A 19,467-nucleotide genomic window follows, 5' to 3' on the forward strand; every position below is an offset into this window, starting at 1 on the left:
CAAAATAGTTCTATCTATTTTTGAGACACCACACTAGCATTCGCTAGAAGAGCCTGAAATTGGCACCTGGCGCTTATTGGGTAAGCGCTGGCAGCTATCGAAATGATAGCATTTCGGTTAGGCGGTGGCGAACTCTTTGGTTTCCTGGGCCGTTGGCGCTGTTTGCAGCACGGTGCCTGGTCGCGCCAGCAGCGGGTGCAGTTGCACCACCTGGCCCACCATGATGAGGGCAGGCGGCTGCACCTTCTCGGCCACGGCCAGGTCGGGCAGGGTGGCCAGGGTGGCCGTGAGGCAGCGTTCGGTGGGCAGGGTGGCGTTTTCCACCACGGCGGCGGGGGTGTCGGCGGGCAGGCCGTGGGCGATGAGCTGGCTGCAGATGGCGGGCAGGGCGCCCACGCCCATGTAGATGACCACGGTTTGGCGGGGGCGGGCCAGCAGTTCCCAGTCCAGCCCCACGGTGCGGTCTTCGCGCAGGTGGCCGGTGGCAAACACCAGGGTGCAGGCGTGGTCGCGGTGCGTGAGCGGAATGCCCACCGACGCGCCCGCACCTTGCGCGGCGGTGATGCCGGGCACCACGTCAAAGCCAATGCCGGCCTCGGCCAGGGCCTGCACTTCCTCGCCCCCTCGGCCAAAGATGTAACCGTCGCCACCCTTCAGGCGCACCACATTGCGGCCGCTGCGCGCCAGGCGCACCATCAGCTCGATGATCTGCTCCTGCGGCAGGGTGTGACGGGATGATTCCTTGCCCACGTAGATGCGCTCGGCGCCAGGCGCAATGCAGTCCAGCACGGCAGGGCCGACCAGGTGGTCGTACAGCACCAGCGTGGCGGTCTGCAGCGCCCGGTAGGCTTTGCGGGTGAGCAGCTCCGGGTCGCCAGGGCCCGCGCCCACCAGCGTGACATGACCCACGGGGGAAACCACGGGCGCAGTGGGGCCTTCTCCTGCGGGCTGGTCTGCCGCTGCAGCGCCCGGGGCGGTGTTCTGGAAGCTCATCGTGGATCTCGTTGTGTGGTGGGAACAGGCCCGATGTTTAAACGCAATGCCCGGCCCGACCTTGACTTAGTTCAAGGTCGGCGCTTCCAACACGCGAGAGGATGCGTCTATTGAAGGCGGTTGCCGCAACCTGTGTTGCGCGCCCCACGCTCCCACGGTGACGACATGACACACATCCCCCGCTTTTTCCGGCCCGGCCCGTGGCGCGCCGCGCTGCTGCGCTGCTGCCTGCTGGGGTGGGTGGGCTGGGCGGCCGCAGGCGCTGCCCTGGCGCAGCCTGCGCCAGCGCCCGTCCCTGTCCCCGCCCCCAGTGCAGAGCGCCAAAGCGCCCTGGTGCGCATGGTTCGACAAGACTGCGGCTCGTGCCACGGTATGCGCTTGACCGGTGGGCTGGGCCCCGCCATCACCCCCCAGGCGCTGGAGGGCAAACCCCTGCTGTCCATGGCCTCGACCATCTACGGCGGCCGCCCCGGCACCCCCATGCCGGGCTGGAGCGCCATGCTCACCCTCGAAGAAGCCCACTGGGTGGCCCAGCAGCTGGCCGAGGGCTTTCCTGAAGAATCCCGGAGACCTGCGCGATGAACCCACCCGCCTTCCAGCCCCTGCAACGCCGTGGGCTGCTGACCCTGATGGCCTCGGCCCCCCTGTGGGCCAGTGGCTGCGCCGCCCTGGCCGATGGCCGCGCTGCTGAGGCAACTCCAGACAACCTGCGCGGCACGGGCGATCTGGGCGTGGTCATCCAGCGCGCGCGGGGCGCCGTCACGGTGGTGAACACCAGCGACCGCTCAATGCTGGGCGAAATCACCGGGCTGGGCGATCTGTCGCACGCCTCGGTAGTGTTCTCGCGCGATGGCCGCTACGCCTACGTGTTTGGCCGCGATGGCGGCCTCACGCAGGTGGACTTGCTGCGCGAACGCATCGTGCACCGCGTGATGCAGGCCGGCAACTCGATTGGCGGGGCCGTGAGTGCCGACGGCACGCTGGTGGCCGCCCAGAACTACGTGCCTGGCGGCGTAAAGGTGTTTGACGCAAAAACCCTGGAGCTGCTGGCCGACCTGCCCGCCACTTATGGCAACGGGCAACGCTCGCGCGTCGTCGGCTTGGTAGACCTGCCCCAGCGCCGCTTCGCCTACAGCCTGTTCGATGCCGATGCGATCTGCATCGCCGATTGCTCTGACCCCACCCGCCCCCGCGTGCACACGCTGGAAGGCATTGGCCGCCAGCCGTACGACGCGCTGGTCACGCCCGACGGGCGCCACTACATCGCCGGCCTGTTCGGTGAAGACGGCCTGGCCATGGTGGACCTGTGGGAACCCCAGCCCAAGGTGAGGCGCATTCTGGCCGGTTACGGCCGGGGCCAGCAGCCGCTGCCGGTTTACAAGATGCCGCACCTGCGCGGCTGGGCCGTGGCCGGGCGCCACGCCTACCTGCCCGCCATTGGCCGCCACGAGGTGCTGGTGGTGGACACCACCACCTGGCAAGAGGTGGGGCGTATCCCCGTGGCGGGCCAGCCCGTGTTCGTGATGGCCCGGCCCGATGGCCGCCAGGTGTGGGTGAACTTTGCCGTGCCCGACTACGACCGGGTGCAGGTGATCGACACCCCCAGCCAGCGCGTGGTGGACACGCTGCGCCCCGGCAAGGCCGTGCTGCACATGGAATTCACGCCCCGCGGCGACGCGGTGTGGATCAGCTGCCGCGATGACCACCTGGTGCGCGTCATCGACACTGCCACGCGCCAGACCCTGGCCACGCTGGCGGTGGACGCCCCCAGCGGCATCTTCTTTACCTCGCGTGCCCAGCGCATGGGGTTCTGACATGCAGGCCGTGCCCGACCCCGCTGCGCCTGCCCTGGGCAGCACCGGTTTCCAACCCAGCCCCGCGCAGCGCCTGTCGCTGCTCAACGCGTGGCAGCGCGGCTTTCCGCTGTGCGACGAGCCCTTTGCCGTGGTGGGCGCGGCGCTGGATTTACCCACCGAGCAGGTGCTGCAGGCCTACCGCCAGCTGGCGCGCGAAGGCGCGCTCAGCCGCATTGGGGCGGTGTTTGCGCCGGGCAGCGGCGGGGCCTCCATCCTCTCGGCCATGGCGGTGCCGCCCGAGCGGCTGGAAGCCGTGGCCGCCGTGGTGTCGGCCCACCCGGGCGTCAACCACAACTATGAACGCGAAAACGCCTACAACCTATGGTTCGTGGTCACCGGCCCCAGCGCCGCGCAGGTGGAATGCACCATCGCCAGCCTGGAGGCGGACACCGGCCTCACGGCCCTGCGCCTGCCCATGCTGCAGCCCTACCGGATCGACCTGGCGTTTGACCTCTCGTCCGAGCTGACCACCGGCCCGCAGCATGCTGCCCAGGTGGGCCGCTGCGCCCTGCAGCCCCCGCAGGTGGCGCCCCGCGCCCAGCTGGCCGATGCCGACTGGCCCCTGGCGGCCTTGGCCGAGGCAGGCCTGCCCCTGGTGGCCCAGCCCTATGCCCAGTGGGCGCAGGCCCTGGGCACCACCGCCGCGCAGGTGCAGGCCACCTTGCAGCAATGGCTGCACACCGGGGTGCTCAGTCGCTTTGGCGTGGTGGTGCGCCACCACGAGCTGGGCTTTGCCGCCAATGCCATGACGGTGCTGGACGTGCCCGATGACGAGGTAGACGCCGCCGGCCGCGCCCTGGCGGCCCAGCCTGGCGTGACGCTGGCCTACCGCCGCGCCCGCGCGCCCGGCTGGCGCTACAACCTGTATTGCATGGTGCACGGCGCCCACCGGCAGGCGGTGGAGCAGGTGGTGGCCAGCGCCCTGGAGCGCAGCGGCCTGGCCCACCAGCCCCACGCCGTGCTGTTTTCGCGCCGCCGTTTCAAGCAGACGGGCGGGCGCCGGTTTGCCGCCGCGGCCCCCACCGCGCAAGGAGTGGCCCATGCCCTGCCTTGAAGACCTGCGGCTCATGGCCTACCTGCACGGCGGCTTTCCGCTGGTGGACGAGCCCTACGCCGCCGTGGCCCAGGCGCTGGGCACCACCGAGCAGGACGTGCTGCAGCGGCTGCAGCGTTTGCTGGACGATGGCTACCTCACCCGCTTTGGCCCGCTGTTCCAGATTGAACGCGCAGGCGGGCAGTTTGTGCTGGCCGCGCTGTCAGCCCCCGAAGCGCAATTTGACGCCGTGACTGCACAGGTCAACGCCCTGCCGGAGGTGGCCCACAACTACCGGCGCGAACACGCGCTGAACATGTGGTTTGTGGTGGCCGCTGAGTCGCCCGCGCAGGCCACCCAGGTGCTGCAGCGCATTGAGGGCGCCACGGGCCTGAAGGTGCACGCCTTTCCGAAAGAGCGCGAATACCGCGTGGAGTTGCGCCTGCCGCTGCTGCCACCCGGCGAAACGCTGCCCCCACCGCTGGAGGTGCCCCATGGCGCTGGATGCGTTTGACCGCGCGCTGATCGCCGCCACCCAGGCTGGCCTGCCCCTGGTGCCCCGCCCGTATGACGCCGTGGGCGCCACCCTGGGCGTGAGCGGCGAGCGCGTGCGCCAGCGGCTGGCCGAGCTGCTGCACACCGGCCTGGTGCGCCGCATTGGCGCCGTGCCCCACCACTACAAACTGGGCTTTACCGCCAACGGCATGAGCGTGTGGGACGTGGCCGATGCCGAGGTGGATGCCCTGGCCCGCCAGGTGGCCCAGCTGCCCGGCGTGAGCCACTGCTACCTGCGCCCGCGCAGCCTGCCGGTGTGGCCCTACAACCTGTTCGCCATGCTGCACGGGCGCAGCCGCGACGAGGTGGCCGAACAGGCCGCCCAACTTGCCCAACTGCTGGGGCCGCACTGCCGCCAGCACGACATTCTGTATTCCAGTGCGGTGCTCAAAAAAACAGGCCTGCGCCTGAAGGAAGACTGACCATGTTTCGCATCAGCCAATACATGCGCGAGCTGGCAAAAGCCGAAGCCACGGGCCAATACCCCGTGGTGCGCGACCGCAAGGCCACCGGCCCGGTCGTGATCTGGAACCTGATCCGCCGCTGCAACCTCACCTGCAAGCATTGCTACGCCCTGTCGGCCGACCACGACTACGCGGGCGAGCTGGGTACGCAAGAGGTTTACACGGTGATGGACGACCTGCGCGCTTTCGGCGTGCCAGTGCTCATCCTCTCGGGCGGCGAGCCCCTGATGCGCCCCGACCTGTTTGACATTGCCGCGCGCGCGCGGGGCATGGGCTTTTACATCGGCCTGTCTACCAACGGCACGCTGATTGACGAGCCCATGGCCGACCGCGTGACCGCTGCCGGTTTTGACTACGTGGGCATCAGCCTGGACGGCCTCAAGCCCACGCACGACAAATTCCGCCGGCTGGACGGCGCGTTTGACCGCAGCCTGGCCGCCGTGCGCTTCCTGGGCGCGCGGGGCGTGAAGGTGGGCCTGCGCTTCACCATGACGTCCATGAACGCGCACGACCTGCCCGCGCTGCTGGCGCTGATGCGCGAAGAGGGCGCGCAGAAGTTCTACTTCTCGCACCTCAACTACGCCGGGCGCGGCAATATCCACCGGGGCAAAGACGCGCACTTCACCGCCACCCGAGAGGCGCTGGACCTGCTGTTTGAACGCGCCTGGCAAGCCGCCCTGGACGGGCTGGACGAAGACTATGTGACTGGCAACAACGACGCTGATGGCGCCTACCTGCTGCAGTGGGTGCAGCGGCGCCTGCCCCGCTGGCACGCCGATCTGCGCGCGCGCCTGCAGGCCTGGGGCGGCAACTCCAGCGGCGTCAACGTGGCCAACATCGACAACCTGGGCCATGTGCACCCCGACACCATGTGGTGGCACCACGACCTGGGCAGCGTACGCGAGCGGCCGTTCTCGGCCATCTGGGCTGACACCAGCGACCCGCTCATGGCAGGCCTCAAGGCCCACCCCCGGCCGGTGGAAGGCCGCTGCGCGCAATGCCGCTACTTCAGCCTGTGCGGGGGCAACACCCGCGTGCGCGCCCAGCAGCTCACCGGCAACCCCTGGGCTTCTGACCCCGGCTGCTACCTGACGGACGAAGAAACCGGCACCGAGCACCTGGCCGTGGCCGAACCTGCGGCCCCGCACCCCGTGCACTTCATGGAGGTGAGCCATGCGCAGTAACCGCCTGACCCGCACCGTGCGCGTGCTGGCCCTGTGCGCTGCGGGCCTGCTGGCCGCTTCAGGGGCCGCGCTGGCGCAGACTTCTGCGCCCGCCGCCTCCACCGCTGCGGTGCCTGATGCTCCTGCCCTGTACCAGCAGCACTGCGCCGCGTGCCACGCGCCCCAGCGCACCGGCGCCATGGGCCCGGCCCTGCTGCCCGAAAGCCTGGAGCGCGTGCGCCCCGCCGAGGTGCTGCGCGTGATTGGCCAGGGCCGCACCGCCACGCAAATGCCCGGCTTTGCTGGCACGCTGAGCGCCCCCGAAATCCAGGCCCTGGCGCAGTGGGTGCTCAGCCCGGTGCAACCCGCGCCCACCTGGGGCGATGACGACATTCGCGCATCGCGTGTGGTCACCCCCGCACCGGCCGATGAGCCCGCCAAGCCCGTGTGGTCTGCCGACCCCATGAACCTGTTCCTGGTGGTGGAGGGGGGCGACCACCATGTTTCGCTGCTCGATGGCGACAAGTTTGAAGTCATCACCCGTTTTGCCAGCCGCTACGCACTGCACGGTGGCCCCAAGTTCACGCCCGACGGGCGCTATGTGTTCTTTGGCTCGCGCGATGGCTGGATCACCAAGTACGACCTGTGGCGCTTGCGCGTGGTGGCCGAGGTGCGTGCGGGCCTGAACATGCGCAACGTGGCCGTGAGCGGCGACGGCCGCTGGGTGATGGCGGCCAACTACCTGCCGCGCAACGCCGTGCTGTTCGATGCCGACCTGAACCTGGTGCGCAATTACCCCGCCACCACGCTCGATGGCAAGCAGGCATCGCGCGTGTCGGCGGTGTACGACGCCACGCCGCGCCGCAGCTTTGTGGTGGCCCTCAAGGACGTGCCCGAGCTGTGGGAGATTTCGTACGACCCGGCGGCCGAGCCCATCCATGACGGCTATGTGCACGACTACCGCATGGGCGAGTCGATTGCCAAGCCGGGCTTCCAGGGCGTGCGCCGCACCCCGCTGGAGGAGCCGCTGGACGACTTCTTCTTCGACCAGACCTACACCTACGTGCTGGGCGCCACGCGGCCCCGCCAGTCTGCACAAGCCGAAGGCGCTACCGCCCAGGTGGTGAACCTGAACATCCGCCGCAAGGTAGCCGACCTGCCCATTGCCGGCATGCCGCACCTGGGCTCGGGCATCACCTTTGCCTGGAACGGCACCACCGTGCTGGCCAGCCCCAACCTGCAGGGCGGCGCCATTGACGTGGTGGACATGAAGAGCTGGAAGCCCGTGCGCACCATCGCCACGCCCGGCCCCGGCTTCTTCATGCGCAGCCACGAGAACACGCCGTTTGCCTGGACCGATTCGATGATGAGCCCCACGGGCAAAGACACCCTCACCATCATCGACAAGCGCACGCTGGAGGTGGTGGCCAAGGTGCGCGAGCCGGGCAAGACACTGGCGCACATCGAGTTCACCAAGGACGGGCGCTACGCCCTGGCCAGCGTGTGGGAGATGGACGGCGCCGTGGTGGTGTTCGACGCGCAGACCTTCAAGGAAGTCAAGCGCCTGCCCATGAGCAAGCCCGTGGGCAAGTACAACGTGTGGAACAAGATCACGCGCAGCGAGGGCACCTCGCACTAGCCTCATTGGCGAGCGCTGCCGGGCGCACTCAGCGCGGCTGGAACACCGCCGCCGCCGTTCTGCGCACCAGATCGAGCGCGGCCTTTTGCACCTGGGTGGATGGCCGCTGCAAGCTGGTGGCCAGCGACAACGCAATGCGCAGCGGCGGCGTGCCAATGGCCTGCGCGGTGTAGGCCGAGGGGCGCGGCGAGTTCAGCAGGGCATTGCGCGACAGCACGGCGCAGCCTGCGCCATCGGCCACCAGATCGAGGATGGCCGACACGCCATCAATCTCCAGCGCCACCTGCGGGGTGCAGCCAATCTGGGCCATTTCTGATTCGACATGCATGCGGATCGCATTCGGCCGGGTGGGGATGACCAGGGGCAGTTGGGCCACCTCGCTCAGCGCGATGGGGCCGGGGGGCGGGTCTTCCTGCAGGCCCGGCGGGCGGGCCCGCACCAGCACCAGCTCTTCGTCCAGCAGGTGCGCCACATCGGTCTCGCGCGAGGGCTGGGCGTTGTAGAGCACCACCAGATCCAGGTGGCCGCTGTTCAGCCCGCCCAGAATGGCGCCCGACAAGCCTTCGCTGATGGACAGGCGCACCTCGGGCAGCTCGTGGCGGAAGGCGCGCGTCAGCGGCACCGTCATCACGCGCGCCACGCTGGTGGGCAGGCCAATGGCCACGCGCCCGGCCAGCGCATCGCGCACCCGGCCCAGTTCTTCGCGCGCCCGCTCCACCTGGTGCAGGATGCCGCGCCCATGCTCCAGCAGCAGCTTGCCGGCCTCGGTGGGCACTGCGCCGCGCCCGTTGCGCACCAGCAGGTTCTGGCGCAGTTCTACCTCCAGCAGGCGCACCTGGCGGCTCAGGGCGGGCTGGGCAATGTTCAGCACGGCGGCAGCCCGGGTGAAGCTGCCCAGCTCTGCCACGCGCACGAAGTATTCGATCTGTTTCAAGTCCATGGGGCTCTCCCGGTAGGCTGCGGCGGGTCGGCAGCTATGGTTATTGGAATACCTGCCATTTGGCCATCACAGAATGGTATATCTGGTAGTGGCTTGGCACGCTGTCGCACGGGCCGCGCCATGACCACAATCAAGCCTTTTCACGGGTCAGGCAGGCGCCGCAGCGCCTACCCCGGCCGCACCGCATCCACAGGAGACGCATGGCTACCCCCCTCCGAGGCATTTCGTCCATGGCCACCCGCCAGGTGTTAGCAGAGCTGGTGGCCGCCTATGCGCAGCAATCGGCCGACCCGGTGCACATCGAATCCGTAGGCGGGGTGGATGCCGCCCGGCGCGTGCAGGCGGGTGAGGCGTTTGACGTGGTCATCCTCGCCTCTGACGCCATCGACAAGCTCGCGGCCTCGGGCCATGTGCGGGCGGGCAGCAAGGTTGATCTGGTGCATTCCGGCGTGGCCGTGGCAGTGCGCGAAGGCGCCCCCGTGCCCGACCTGGGCTCGGAAGACGCCGTACGTCGCGCGGTGCTGGCGGCCCGCAGCCTCAGCTATTCCACCGGCCCCAGCGGTGTGGCGCTGGCCCGGCTGTTCGAGCGCTGGGGCATTGCGCAAGAAATTGCGCCCCGCATTGTTCAGGCCCCACCGGGCGTACCCGTGGGCACGCTGGTGGCGCGCGGCGAGGTGGAGCTGGGCTTTCAGCAGCTGAGTGAATTGCTGCACGTGCCAGGCATCACGCTGGCCGGGCCGCTGCCAGAGCCCATCCAGATCACCACCACCTTCTCGGGCGCGATGGCCACAGCCGCTGCCCAGCCGGCGGCCGCGCAGGCGCTGCTGGCCTTCATGGCGTCTCCACAGGCAGCGCCAGCCAAACGCCGCCAGGGCATGGAGCCCGCTTAGCCGCGCGCCGACCTGATACACCGATTCCAAGCATCCAAGGAGCCCTTCATGAGCCTCATCATCGACTGCCACGGCCACTACACCACGGCCCCCAAGGCGCTGGAGAACTGGCGCAACGCGCAGATTGCCGGTATCAAAGACCCGGCGGCCATGCCCAAAGTGGCGGACCTGAAGATCAGCGACGACGAGCTGCGCGAGTCCATCGAGACCAACCAGCTCAAGCTGATGAAAGAGCGCGGCAGTGACATCACGCTGTTCAGCCCGCGCGCCAGCTTCATGGCCCACCACATCGGCGACTTCAATGTGTCCAGCACCTGGGCGGCCATCTGCAACGAGCTGTGCTACCGCGTCTCCACGCTGTTCCCCGACCATTTCGTGCCCGTGGCCATGCTGCCGCAGTCGCCCGGTGTCGATCCGGCCACCTGCATCCCTGAGCTGGAAAAGTGCGTGAAGGAATATGGTGCCGTCGGCATCAACCTGAACCCCGACCCCTCCGGCGGCCACTGGACCAGCCCGCCGCTGACCGACAAGCACTGGTACCCCATCTACGAAAAGATGGTGGAGTACGACCTGCCCGCCATGATCCATGTGAGCACCAGCTGCAACGCGTGCTTCCACACCACGGGCGCGCACTACCTCAATGCCGACACCACGGCCTTCATGCAGCTCATCCAGGGCGATCTGTTCAAGGACTTCCCCACGCTCAAGTTCCTGATTCCGCACGGCGGCGGCGCGGTGCCCTACCACTGGGGCCGCTTCCGGGGCCTGGCGCAAGAGATGAAGAAGCCCCTGCTGCAAGAGCACTTGCTGAACAACGTGTTCTTTGACACCTGCGTGTACCACCAGCCGGGCATCGACCTGCTCAACACGGTGATCCCGGTGAAGAACGTGCTGTTTGCCAGCGAAATGATCGGCGCAGTACGCGGCATCGACCCCACCACCGGCCACTACTACGACGACACCAAGCGCTACATCGAGGCCAGCACCCTTCTGAGCGCCGAAGACAAGCACCAGATCTATGAAGCCAATACGCGCCGCGTGTTCTCGCGACTCGACACCCGCCTGAAGACAAAGGGGCTCTGACATGTACGAACTAGGCGTTGTCTACCGCAACATCACCCGCGCCGACCGCGCAGCCGCCGATGGCCTGGCCGCCCTGGGTTCGGCCACCGTGCACGAGGCCATGGGCCGCGTGGGCCTGCTCAAGCCGTACATGCGCCCCATCCAGAGCGGCGTGCAGGTCAGCGGCACCGCCGTCACGGTGCTGCTGCATCCGGGCGACAACTGGATGATGCATGTGGTGGCCGAGCAGATCCAGCCCGGCGACATCGTGGTGGCAGCCGTCACCTCCGAGTGCAGCGACGGCTACTTTGGCGACCTGCTGGCCACGTCTTTCCAGGCGCGCGGCGCGCGGGCACTCATCATCGACGCGGGTGTGCGCGATGTGAAAACGCTGCAGGAGATGAACTTCCCCGTGTGGAGCAAGTGCATCTCCAGCAAGGGCTGCATCAAGGAAACCCTGGGCTCGGTGAACATTCCCGTGGTGTGCGCCGGCATGCTGGTCACGCCGGGCGATGTGATCGTGGCAGACGATGACGGCGTGGTCTGCGTGCCCGCTGCGCGGGCGGCACAGACACTGGAAGCCGCGCAAAAGCGCGAGAGCTTGGAGGGCGAAAAGCGCGCCAAGCTGGCCAGCGGCGTGCTGGGGCTGGACATGTACAAGATGCGCGAGCCACTGGAAAAGAAGGGCCTGCGCTACATCGACTGACCTGTCTGTCTGCAAGAAACTTCAAGTAAAAAAGGCCTGTAGCGCTTATGAATAAAGCGCAAGCAGCTATCAAATTAATAGTAATTACATCAAGGAGACATCCCGTGGCAACTTCCGCAAACCTGAACCGCCGCACCGCCGCCCTGGCTGTGGGCCTGGCCGCCACCCTGGGGCTGGCGCCCCAGTGGGCGGCCGCGCAGCAGTTCCCCACCAAGCCTGTGCGCATCATCACCCCCTTCCCGGTGGGGGGCGGCCCCGATGGCGTGGCGCGCCTGGTGGCCGACAAGCTCTCCAAAATCTGGGGCCAGTCGGTGGTGGTGGAAAACCGCCCCGGTGGCAACGGCTTCATTGCAATCGATGCCTTCAAGCGCGGCGCCAAGGATGGGCATGACCTCATCGTGCTCGACAACGTGCACCTGGCCGCCTACCCCAGCCTGTTCAAGAAGCTGCCCTACGACACAGCCAAGGATTTCGACCCTCTGCTGCCGCTGTTCCGCACCTACTTCTTCTTCACCGTGGGCACCAACAGCCCCTACAAGACCGTGGCCGATGTGGTGGCCGACGCCAAGGCGCGCCCCGGCAAACTCAACTACGGCTCGTGGTCGGTGGGCAACCCGGTGCACCTGGGCTCCGAGCTGTTCGAGAGCATGACCGGCACGCAGATGGAGCATGTGATCTTCAAGGAGACCACGCAGCTCTACACCTCGGTTTCCACGGGCGACATCAACTTTGCGATGGGCAGCGCCGCCACTGCGGGCCCGCTGTACCGTGCTGGCAAGCTGCGCCTGCTGGCGCTGGCTGCGCCCCAGCGCTCGCCCGAGTTCCCCGACGTGCCCACCGTGGCCGAATCCGGTGGCCCCAAGGACTTTGCCGTGACCGGCTGGAACGCCATTGCCGTGCCGCCCGGCCTGCCCGCGGCCGTCACCGACAAGATCAAGCGCGACATCGAGCAGGCGCTGACCGGCCCCGATGTGACGGAGAAGTTCAAGACCTTTGGCTACGAACCCTTCCCCACCACGCGTGCGCAGTTTGACCAGTTCGTCAAAGACGAAGCCAAGCGCTTTGGCGATGTGATCCGCCAAGCCAACGTCTCGCTCGACTGACCTGCGAGCCGGCAAGAATCCAAGGAGCACGCGAATGAGCGAATTCACCAGAGCGGAGGTCTTCCCCCAAGCCGAAGGCTTCACCAAAACCCCCGGGTGGCTGGATTGGTACACCGGCCCTGCCAAGCCCCGCTTTCAGCTGCCCGCAGGCGCGGTGGACGCCCACTGCCATGTGTTCGGCCCCGGCGCGGAGTTTCCGTACGCGCCCGAGCGCAAGTACACGCCTTGCGATGCCAGCAAGCACGAGCTGTTTGCGCTGCGCGACCACCTGGGCTTTGCCCGCAACGTGATCGTGCAGGCCACCTGCCACGGCGCAGACAACCGCGCCATGGTGGATGCCTGCCTGGCCAGTGGCGGCAAGGCGCGTGGCGTGGCCACCGTCAAGCGCAGCGTCACCGATGAGGAACTGCAACAGCTGCACGCCGCAGGCGTGCGCGGTGTGCGCTTCAACTTCGTCAAGCGCCTGGTGGACTTCACGCCCAAGGACGAGCTGATGGAGATTGCAGGCCGCATTGCCCAGCTGGGCTGGCATGTGGTGATCTACTTTGAGGCGGTGGACCTGCCCGAGCTGTGGGACTTCTTCACCCGCCTGCCCACCACCGTGGTGGTGGACCACATGGGTCGCCCGGATGTGAGCAAGGGCGTGGACAGCGAAGAGTTCGCGCTGTTCCTCAAGTTCATGCGCGAGCACAAGAATGTGTGGAGCAAGGTGAGCTGCCCTGAGCGCCTCAGCGTGACCGGCCCCAAGGCCCTGAACGGCGAGCAGGCCGCGTACCAGGACGTCGTTCCCTTCGCCCGCCGCGTGGTGCAGGAGTTTCCTGACCGCGTGCTGTGGGGCACCGACTGGCCGCACCCCAACCTCAAGGACCACATGCCCGACGACGGCCTGCTGGTGGACTTCATCCCGCACATCGCGCCCACGGCCGAGCTGCAGCAAAAGCTGCTCGTGACCAACCCCATGAAGCTTTACTGGCCCGAGGAGGTCTGAGATGGCACTCGACAAACCCTACCAGGACGTGCCCGGCACCATCATCTTTGATGCCGAGCAGAGCCGCAAAGGCTACTGGCTCAACCAGTTCTGCATGAGCCTGATGAAGGCCGAGAACCGCGAGCGCTTCAAGGCCAACGAGCGCGCCTATCTGGACGAATGGGCGATGACCGAAGAGCAGAAGCAGGCCGTGCTGGCCCGCGACCTCAACTGGTGCATGCGCACCGGCGGCAACATCTACTTTTTGGCCAAGATCGGTGCGACCGATGGCAAGAGCTTCCAGCAAATGGCGGGCTCCATGACCGGCATGACCGAAGAGGAATACCGCGCCATGATGATCGGCGGTGGCCGCAGTGCCGAAGGCAACCGCTACATCGGCGAAGACGGCGATGCCCAGGCGCACCGCCAGCCGCAAGGCAAGGCCGGGCAGGCCCAGAAAGACTGAACACCATGGCACGCATTACCGCATCCGTTTACACATCGCACGTGCCCGCCATTGGCGCGGCCATGGACCTGGGCAAGACCCAGGAAGACTACTGGAAGCCGCTGTTCGCAGGCTACGACTTCTCCAGGCAATGGATGAAGGACCACAAGCCCGATGTCATCTTCCTCGTCTACAACGACCACGCCACGGCCTTCAGTCTGGATTTGATTCCCACCTTCGCCATCGGCACCGCCGCCGAGTACCAACCCGCCGACGAGGGCTGGGGCCCGCGCCCGGTGCCCAAGGTGATCGGTCACCCCGAACTCGCCTCGCACATCGCGCAAAGCGTGATTCAGCAAGACTTTGACCTCACCATCGTCAACAAGATGGATGTGGACCACGGACTGACGGTTCCGCTGTCGCTGATGTGCGGCGAGCAGCATCCGCAGACCGGTGCCTGGCCCTGCCCGGTGATTCCGTTTGCGGTGAACGTGGTGCAGTACCCCGTGCCCAGTGGCCGCCGCTGCTTCCAGCTGGGGCAGGCCATCCGCCGCGCGGTGGAGAGCTTTGACGAAGACCTGAACGTGCACATCTGGGGCACGGGGGGCATGAGCCACCAGTTGCAGGGCGCACGCGCAGGCCTCATCAACCGCGAATGGGACAACGCCTGGCTTGACCAGCTCATCAACGACCCTGCAGCTTGCTCGGAAGTGCCGCACATCGACTACGTGCGCGAAGCGGGCAGTGAAGGCATTGAGCTGGTGATGTGGCTCATCGCCCGTGGTGCGATGGCCGATGTGGCCGGGGGCCCGGCCCCCAAAGTGGCGCACCGCTTCTACCATGTACCCGCGTCCAACACCGCCGTGGGCCACCTGATTCTTGAGAACTGAACCGAATCCCAAAGGACATCCACCCCATGACCATCAAAGTCGCACTCGCAGGCGCGGGCGCCTTCGGCATCAAGCACCTGGACGGCATCCAAAACATCCCCGATGTGGAAGTCGTCTCCCTCATCAGCCGCGACCTGGCCAAGACCCAGGAAGTGGCCGACAAGTACGGCATCCCCCACGTCACCACCAAGCTGGAAGACAGCCTGGCCATCAAGGAAGTGGACGCCGTGATTCTGTGCACGCCCACGCAGATGCACGCCAGCCAGTCCATTGCCTGCCTGGAAGCGGGCAAGCATGTGCAGGTGGAAATCCCGCTGTGCGACATCCTGAGCGAAGGCCAGGCGGTGGTGAACCTGCAAAAGCAGGCGGGCCTGGTGGCCATGTGCGGCCACACCCGCCGCTTCAACCCCAGCCACCAGTTCGTGCACCACAAGATCAAGGCGGGCGAGTTCAACATCCAGCAGATGGATGTGCAGACCTACTTCTTCCGCCGCACCAATATGAACGCGCTGGGCCAGCCCCGCAGCTGGACGGACCACCTGCTGTGGCACCACGCCGCCCACACGGTGGACCTGTTCGCCTACCAGGCGGGCAGCCCCATCGTCAAAGCCAACGCCATCCAGGGCCCCATCCACAATCAGCTCGGCATTGCCATGGACATGAGCATCCAGCTCAAGGCGGCCAACGGTGCGATCTGCACGCTGAGCCTGAGCTTCAACAACGATGGCCCGCTGGGCACCTTCTTCCGCTACATCGGCGACACCGCCACCTACATCGCCCGCTACGACGACCTGGTGAACGGCAAGGAAGAGAAGATCGATGTGAGCCAGGTGGATGTGTCGATGAACGGCATCGAGCTGCAAGACCGCGAGTTCTTCGCCGCCATCCGCGAAGGCCGCGAGCCCAACGCCAGCGTGGCGCAGGTGCTGCCTTGCTACCAGGTGTTGCATGATCTGGAGCAGCAACTGGTTTGATGCTGCTATTGATTCAGTAGCTGCTACCGCCCGTAGATCAAACGCTGCGGGCGTTTTTCATTAGATATCGGAGATGTGATGCAACAACGTGCTTTGGGCCCTTTCCAGGTCAGCGCCATTGGCCTGGGCTGCATGAACCTCTCGCACGCCTATGGCGCCCCGGTCAGCGCTGAGCAGGGCGAGCGTGTGCTGCTGGCCGCGCTGGATGCGGGCGTGACCTTGTTCGACACGGCGGCGCTATACGGCTTTGGCGCCAACGAAACCCTGGTGGGCCGGGTGATGAAGCCGCACCGCCACCGCTTCACCCTGGCCAGCAAGTGCGGCATGCAGGGCGTGGATGTGAATGGCGACGGCAAGCTGGTGCGCGAGATTGACGGGCGCCCCGCCACGCTGCGCCAGACCTGCGAAGACAGCCTGCGCCGCCTGCAGACCGATGTGATCGACCTGTATTACCTGCACCGCTGGGACAAGAGCGTGCCGATTGAAGACAGTGTGGGCGCGCTGGCCGACCTGGTGCGCGCGGGCAAGATCCGCAGCATTGGCCTGTCGGAAGTGTCGGCCGCCACGCTGCGCCGCGCCCATGCCGTGCACCCCATTACAGCCCTGCAAACCGAATATTCACTGTGGACGCGCAACCCCGAGATTGCGGTGCTCGACGCCTGCCGTGAACTGGGCGTGGCGTTTGTGGCCTTCAGCCCGGTGGGCCGGGGCTTTCTGTGTGGCGACCTCACCGATGTGGGCACGCTGGACGCCAAGGACATCCGCCGTGGCATGCCACGCTTTGCGCCCGAGGCGTATGCCGCCAACCTGCAATTGCTGGCTGGCTACCGTGCCATCGCGGCCGAGGTGGGCTGCACCTCCGCGCAACTGGCGCTGGCCTGGTTGCTGCACAAGGGGCAGGACATCATCCCCATCCCCGGCACGACCAGTGTGGAGCATCTGCACGACGACCTGGGGGCTGTGCAGGTGCAGCTCGGCAGCGCTGTCATCGAGCGGCTGGAGGCGCTGATCAACGAGCGCACCGTGGCGGGCAACCGCTACAACCCGCAGAACGCCAGCGAAGTGGATACCGAGGCCTACGCGGAGCGCACAGGCGTCTGAGACAGCATCCATTGGGTGTTGCCCCTTCGCGGTTGGCCGGGCTTCGCCCCGCCCATCGCATGGGTGAAAAGAACGAGGCCAGCGCCGCCTGTGCCTTGGGTTGTGGGATATGTCCTACAAACATTTGCAAGCACTGCGGATGGTGTTGTGCGCGATGCGCGGGCATGCTGAAAGGCTGCCTGCCCTGGTGCTCCCCGTGGTTCCTGGGCGTGGTCTTTGCCAACGCTACACACAAGGAGAACCCTGCATGCCACCATCCGCCTTTCTTTCCTGGGTTCAGGAGACCACTTTTGCGGGCGTGCCGCTGTGGAGCTTGCTGATCGCCGTGCTGGCGGGGGTGGCCACCTACCTGGGCATTTTGCTGGCGCTGAGCCTGTTGACCGGCCGTGCCCGTGCGTGGGCCAGCCAGTCGCACAGCGGGGTGGCCCGTGCGATGGTGGATGTGCTGGAAGGCACCAGCCGCTTCTTGATGCTGGTGGCGGCGCTGCTGGTGGGCGCCAGTTTTCTCGATCTGCCCGGGCGCTGGGAAAACCGGCTGAGCCAGCTGTGGTTTGTGGCCGTGGCGCTGCAGATGGGCTTGTGGGGCATGCGCGCCATCGGCATCGGGGTGCGGCACTACCTTGCGCAGCACGCGTCTTCGGGCATGACGCAGGTGAGTGCTTCGGCCACGCTCATGTCGTGGGGGCTGCGTACGTTGCTGTGGAGCGTGGTGCTGCTGGCCATCCTGTCGAACCTGGGGGTGAACATCACGGCCTTCATCGCCAGCCTGGGGGTGGGCGGCATTGCAGTGGCCCTGGCGGTGCAGAACATCCTGGGCGATTTGTTTGCATCGCTGTCCATCGCTGTGGACAAGCCGTTCCAGGTGGGCGACTTTGTGGTGGTGGGCAACGTGGCGGGCACGGTGCAGATGATTGGCCTCAAGACCACCCGCATCCGCAGCCTGCAGGGCGAGGAGGTGGTGATGTCCAACACCGACCTGCTCAAGCAGACCATCAGCAACTATCGCCCCATGCAGCGCCGCCGCATCGTGTTCGGTTTTGGCGTGCCTTACGACACCCCCATCGAACAGGTCGAGGCCATCCCAGGCGTGGTGCAGCGGCTGGTAGAAGCCCAGCCGCAGCTGGAGTTCGACCGGGCGCACTTCAAGGCCTTTGGGCAAAGCGCGCTGGAGTTTGAGGTGGTCTACATCGTGAAGAACCCGGGCTTCAACCTGTATATGGACCTGCAGCAGACCCTGAACCTGGGCTTGATGCGCGAGCTGGCCGCCATGGGAGTGAAGTTTGCCTTGCCTGCCCGTACCGTGCATGTGGCCCAGATGCCTGCCGAGCCTCCCCACCCCCTGCGCGTGGCCCCTTTGCAGGCCTGATGGGTTGATGTTGCTAAGGGCGCGGCGTGCGACGCGTTTTGCGGCGATGCCAATGCCAGCGCACCTGCTGTGCCAGCACCAGCCCTGCCAGCGCCCACAATTGCGCACGCTGCTGGCCGGTGCGCTGCTCCAACATTTGCACTTGCGCCTGCAGCACGTCGCTGTGCGCTGCGGGCGAGGCAGCGCCCGCAGGTGTGGCGGGCAGCATGTCGGCGGTGATGTCTGAGCCTGCTGCCGCCACCAAAGCGCCGGTCTGCGTGGCGGCCACCGCACGCTTGCCCACTGCGCTGCCGCGCTCGTCGGCATACACCTTGGTGAACTCTGCCCCCAGCAAAAAGATCTGCGCGGCGTAGTACACCCAAGCCAGTACTACCACCAGCGAACCGGCTGCTGCATAGGTTTCGTTCACGCCGCTCTTGCCCAGGTAGTAGCCGATGGCGAATTTGCCCAGCTCGAACAGCACAGCCGTCACGGCAGCGCCCACCCACACGTCATGCCACTGCAGGGGCACCGAGGGCATGAACTTGAAAATCATCGCGAACAGCACGGTGGTGGCGCCCACCGCAATGAGGGTGTTCAGGGCTTGCAGCGTCACCTCCCAGGCCGGCCACAGGCCGCTGGCCCAGCCGCCCAGGGCCGCCACCCCTGCGCTGATGACCAGGGACACGATGAGCAGAAAGGCCAGCCCCAGGATCAGCCCGAACGACAGCACCCGCGCGCGCAGCACGGCCCATAGGCCCGAAGGCTTGGCCCGCTGCGGCACATGCCAGATGCGGTCGAGCGCGCTTTGCAATTCGGCAAACACGGTGGTGGCACCCACCAGCAGCACCACGCCACTGATCAGACCCGCCACCAGGCCGCGCGTGGGCTCGCTGGCAGCCCGCACCAGCGCTTGCACGGCCACGGCAGCGTCCTGGCCGATGAGCCCTTGCAATTGCCCCACGATTTCGCCCTGCACCGCCTCGCGGCCAAACAGCGCGCCTGCCACGGCAATGACGATCACCAGCAGGGGGGCGATGGAAAACACGGTGTAGTACGCAATCGCCGCGCCCATGCTCGGGGCAAAGTCATCCATCCAGGCCATGACGGCTTTGCGGGCCAGGCGATAAAGGCGTTGTAGGTTCATGGGCGGCAAGAGAACAGAACTGACCCTATGCTGCCGTTGAACACACCTTGCGGCTGTAGGCGCGCGCACCGATGCTGCGTAGGCGGGCTGCGTGATGCATTCCTGCCAAGGTGACCTACCAAAGAGAAACGCGCCCCTCGGGGCAATGCCAGTAAGTTAAGCAAAGGCCCTTCGGGGTCTTTGTTGTTTGTACA

At 66.7% G+C, this 19,467-nt stretch carries 20 protein-coding genes; 17 read left to right on the forward strand and 3 right to left on the reverse strand.

Going from position 1 to position 19,467, the window contains the following annotated elements:
• Positions 1–117: 117 nt before the first annotated feature.
• Complete coding sequence (cobA, locus tag AADJ04_RS13025) at positions 118–993, reverse strand: uroporphyrinogen-III C-methyltransferase (protein ID WP_341239857.1); 876 nt, start codon at positions 991–993, stop codon at positions 118–120.
• Between the two features lie 165 nt (positions 994–1,158).
• Here cobA and AADJ04_RS13030 point away from each other — a divergent pair, with 165 nt between their 5' ends.
• The 7 genes from AADJ04_RS13030 to AADJ04_RS13060 are packed head-to-tail and all read left to right on the forward strand — an operon-like array spanning position 1,159 to position 7,703.
• Positions 1,159–1,575 (forward strand): cytochrome c, encoded by a 417-nt coding sequence (locus AADJ04_RS13030; protein ID WP_338071802.1) that lies wholly within the window; start codon positions 1,159–1,161, stop codon positions 1,573–1,575.
• A gap of 20 nt (positions 1,576–1,595) precedes the next feature.
• The gene (locus tag AADJ04_RS13035; RefSeq protein WP_341239870.1) at positions 1,596–2,807 is read left to right on the forward strand and encodes a cytochrome D1 domain-containing protein; all 1,212 of its coding nucleotides are present in this window, start codon (positions 1,596–1,598) and stop codon (positions 2,805–2,807) included.
• A complete protein-coding gene (locus AADJ04_RS13040; protein ID WP_341239858.1) occupies positions 2,785–3,903 on the forward strand; it encodes an Lrp/AsnC family transcriptional regulator in 1,119 nt (372 codons plus the stop codon). Before AADJ04_RS13035 ends, AADJ04_RS13040 begins: the two co-directional genes overlap by 23 nt.
• On the forward strand, positions 3,890–4,396 hold the full coding sequence (locus AADJ04_RS13045) for an Lrp/AsnC family transcriptional regulator (RefSeq protein WP_288485048.1): 507 nt from the start codon (positions 3,890–3,892) through the stop codon (positions 4,394–4,396). The genes AADJ04_RS13040 and AADJ04_RS13045 overlap by 14 nt, the downstream gene beginning before the upstream one ends.
• Positions 4,377–4,859, forward strand: coding sequence for an AsnC family transcriptional regulator (locus tag AADJ04_RS13050; protein ID WP_044402398.1), 483 nt, complete (start codon positions 4,377–4,379; stop codon positions 4,857–4,859). Before AADJ04_RS13045 ends, AADJ04_RS13050 begins: the two co-directional genes overlap by 20 nt.
• Before the next feature lie 2 nt (positions 4,860–4,861).
• Positions 4,862–6,085 carry a heme d1 biosynthesis radical SAM protein NirJ gene (nirJ, locus tag AADJ04_RS13055; RefSeq protein WP_341239859.1) on the forward strand — a complete coding sequence of 408 codons (1,224 nt, stop codon included), beginning with the start codon at positions 4,862–4,864 and terminating at the stop codon, positions 6,083–6,085.
• On the forward strand, positions 6,075–7,703 hold the full coding sequence (locus AADJ04_RS13060; RefSeq protein ID WP_341239860.1) for a cytochrome D1 domain-containing protein: 1,629 nt from the start codon (positions 6,075–6,077) through the stop codon (positions 7,701–7,703). The genes nirJ and AADJ04_RS13060 overlap by 11 nt, the downstream gene beginning before the upstream one ends.
• Before the next feature lie 28 nt (positions 7,704–7,731).
• Here the strand turns inward: AADJ04_RS13060 and AADJ04_RS13065 are convergent, their stop codons facing one another.
• Positions 7,732–8,643, reverse strand: coding sequence for a LysR substrate-binding domain-containing protein (locus AADJ04_RS13065; RefSeq protein WP_341239861.1), 912 nt, complete (start codon positions 8,641–8,643; stop codon positions 7,732–7,734).
• 200 nt (positions 8,644–8,843) lie between these two features.
• Between AADJ04_RS13065 and AADJ04_RS13070 the strand changes: the two genes are divergently transcribed.
• The 10 genes from AADJ04_RS13070 to AADJ04_RS13115 all read left to right on the forward strand — a co-directional run bounded on the left by AADJ04_RS13070 (position 8,844) and on the right by AADJ04_RS13115 (position 18,147).
• Entirely contained in the window at positions 8,844–9,533 is a 690-nt protein-coding gene (locus AADJ04_RS13070) for a substrate-binding domain-containing protein (protein ID WP_341239862.1), read from the forward strand.
• Positions 9,534–9,581: 48 nt separating this feature from the next.
• Positions 9,582–10,616, forward strand: a complete 1,035-nt coding sequence (locus tag AADJ04_RS13075; RefSeq protein ID WP_341239863.1) for an amidohydrolase family protein — start codon at positions 9,582–9,584, stop codon at positions 10,614–10,616.
• Position 10,617: 1 nt separating this feature from the next.
• Complete coding sequence (gene ligK / locus AADJ04_RS13080; protein ID WP_341239864.1) at positions 10,618–11,301, forward strand: 4-carboxy-4-hydroxy-2-oxoadipate aldolase/oxaloacetate decarboxylase; 684 nt, start codon at positions 10,618–10,620, stop codon at positions 11,299–11,301.
• A 143-nt stretch (positions 11,302–11,444) separates the two neighbouring features.
• Positions 11,445–12,404, forward strand: a complete 960-nt coding sequence (locus AADJ04_RS13085) for a tripartite tricarboxylate transporter substrate binding protein (RefSeq protein ID WP_341239871.1) — start codon at positions 11,445–11,447, stop codon at positions 12,402–12,404.
• A gap of 34 nt (positions 12,405–12,438) precedes the next feature.
• Positions 12,439–13,392 carry an amidohydrolase family protein gene (locus AADJ04_RS13090; protein ID WP_341239865.1) on the forward strand — a complete coding sequence of 318 codons (954 nt, stop codon included), beginning with the start codon at positions 12,439–12,441 and terminating at the stop codon, positions 13,390–13,392.
• A 1-nt stretch (position 13,393) separates the two neighbouring features.
• Positions 13,394–13,837, forward strand: a complete 444-nt coding sequence (gene ligA, locus AADJ04_RS13095) for a protocatechuate 4,5-dioxygenase subunit alpha (protein ID WP_198846900.1) — start codon at positions 13,394–13,396, stop codon at positions 13,835–13,837.
• Positions 13,838–13,842: 5 nt separating this feature from the next.
• Positions 13,843–14,706 carry a class III extradiol dioxygenase subunit beta gene (locus AADJ04_RS13100; RefSeq protein ID WP_207374227.1) on the forward strand — a complete coding sequence of 288 codons (864 nt, stop codon included), beginning with the start codon at positions 13,843–13,845 and terminating at the stop codon, positions 14,704–14,706.
• A 26-nt stretch (positions 14,707–14,732) separates the two neighbouring features.
• Positions 14,733–15,680 carry a Gfo/Idh/MocA family oxidoreductase gene (locus AADJ04_RS13105; protein ID WP_341239866.1) on the forward strand — a complete coding sequence of 316 codons (948 nt, stop codon included), beginning with the start codon at positions 14,733–14,735 and terminating at the stop codon, positions 15,678–15,680.
• A gap of 78 nt (positions 15,681–15,758) precedes the next feature.
• Entirely contained in the window at positions 15,759–16,781 is a 1,023-nt protein-coding gene (locus AADJ04_RS13110) for an aldo/keto reductase (RefSeq protein ID WP_341239867.1), read from the forward strand.
• Positions 16,782–17,028: 247 nt separating this feature from the next.
• The gene (locus tag AADJ04_RS13115) at positions 17,029–18,147 is read left to right on the forward strand and encodes a mechanosensitive ion channel family protein (protein WP_341239868.1); all 1,119 of its coding nucleotides are present in this window, start codon (positions 17,029–17,031) and stop codon (positions 18,145–18,147) included.
• Between the two features lie 13 nt (positions 18,148–18,160).
• Here AADJ04_RS13115 and AADJ04_RS13120 read toward each other — a convergent pair whose 3' ends face one another.
• Entirely contained in the window at positions 18,161–19,273 is a 1,113-nt protein-coding gene (locus AADJ04_RS13120) for a YihY/virulence factor BrkB family protein (RefSeq protein WP_341239869.1), read from the reverse strand.
• Between the last annotated feature and the right edge of the window lie 194 nt (positions 19,274–19,467).

This window comes from uncultured Acidovorax sp., from assembly GCF_964021665.1.
Taxonomy (GTDB): domain Bacteria; phylum Pseudomonadota; class Gammaproteobacteria; order Burkholderiales; family Burkholderiaceae_C; genus Acidovorax; species Acidovorax temperans.

Coding starts and splice junctions, on each gene's coding strand:
- cobA (WP_341239857.1), bottom strand. CDS start 993: ATGAGCTTCCAGAACACCGCCCCGGGCGCTGCAGCGGCAGACCAGCCC.
- AADJ04_RS13030 (WP_338071802.1), top strand. CDS start 1,159: ATGACACACATCCCCCGCTTTTTCCGGCCCGGCCCGTGGCGCGCCGCG.
- AADJ04_RS13045 (WP_288485048.1), top strand. CDS start 3,890: ATGCCCTGCCTTGAAGACCTGCGGCTCATGGCCTACCTGCACGGCGGC.
- AADJ04_RS13050 (WP_044402398.1), top strand. CDS start 4,377: ATGGCGCTGGATGCGTTTGACCGCGCGCTGATCGCCGCCACCCAGGCT.
- nirJ (WP_341239859.1), top strand. CDS start 4,862: ATGTTTCGCATCAGCCAATACATGCGCGAGCTGGCAAAAGCCGAAGCC.
- AADJ04_RS13060 (WP_341239860.1), top strand. CDS start 6,075: ATGCGCAGTAACCGCCTGACCCGCACCGTGCGCGTGCTGGCCCTGTGC.
- AADJ04_RS13065 (WP_341239861.1), bottom strand. CDS start 8,643: ATGGACTTGAAACAGATCGAATACTTCGTGCGCGTGGCAGAGCTGGGC.
- AADJ04_RS13070 (WP_341239862.1), top strand. CDS start 8,844: ATGGCTACCCCCCTCCGAGGCATTTCGTCCATGGCCACCCGCCAGGTG.
- AADJ04_RS13075 (WP_341239863.1), top strand. CDS start 9,582: ATGAGCCTCATCATCGACTGCCACGGCCACTACACCACGGCCCCCAAG.
- ligK (WP_341239864.1), top strand. CDS start 10,618: ATGTACGAACTAGGCGTTGTCTACCGCAACATCACCCGCGCCGACCGC.
- AADJ04_RS13090 (WP_341239865.1), top strand. CDS start 12,439: ATGAGCGAATTCACCAGAGCGGAGGTCTTCCCCCAAGCCGAAGGCTTC.
- ligA (WP_198846900.1), top strand. CDS start 13,394: ATGGCACTCGACAAACCCTACCAGGACGTGCCCGGCACCATCATCTTT.
- AADJ04_RS13100 (WP_207374227.1), top strand. CDS start 13,843: ATGGCACGCATTACCGCATCCGTTTACACATCGCACGTGCCCGCCATT.
- AADJ04_RS13105 (WP_341239866.1), top strand. CDS start 14,733: ATGACCATCAAAGTCGCACTCGCAGGCGCGGGCGCCTTCGGCATCAAG.
- AADJ04_RS13110 (WP_341239867.1), top strand. CDS start 15,759: ATGCAACAACGTGCTTTGGGCCCTTTCCAGGTCAGCGCCATTGGCCTG.
- AADJ04_RS13115 (WP_341239868.1), top strand. CDS start 17,029: ATGCCACCATCCGCCTTTCTTTCCTGGGTTCAGGAGACCACTTTTGCG.
- AADJ04_RS13120 (WP_341239869.1), bottom strand. CDS start 19,273: ATGAACCTACAACGCCTTTATCGCCTGGCCCGCAAAGCCGTCATGGCC.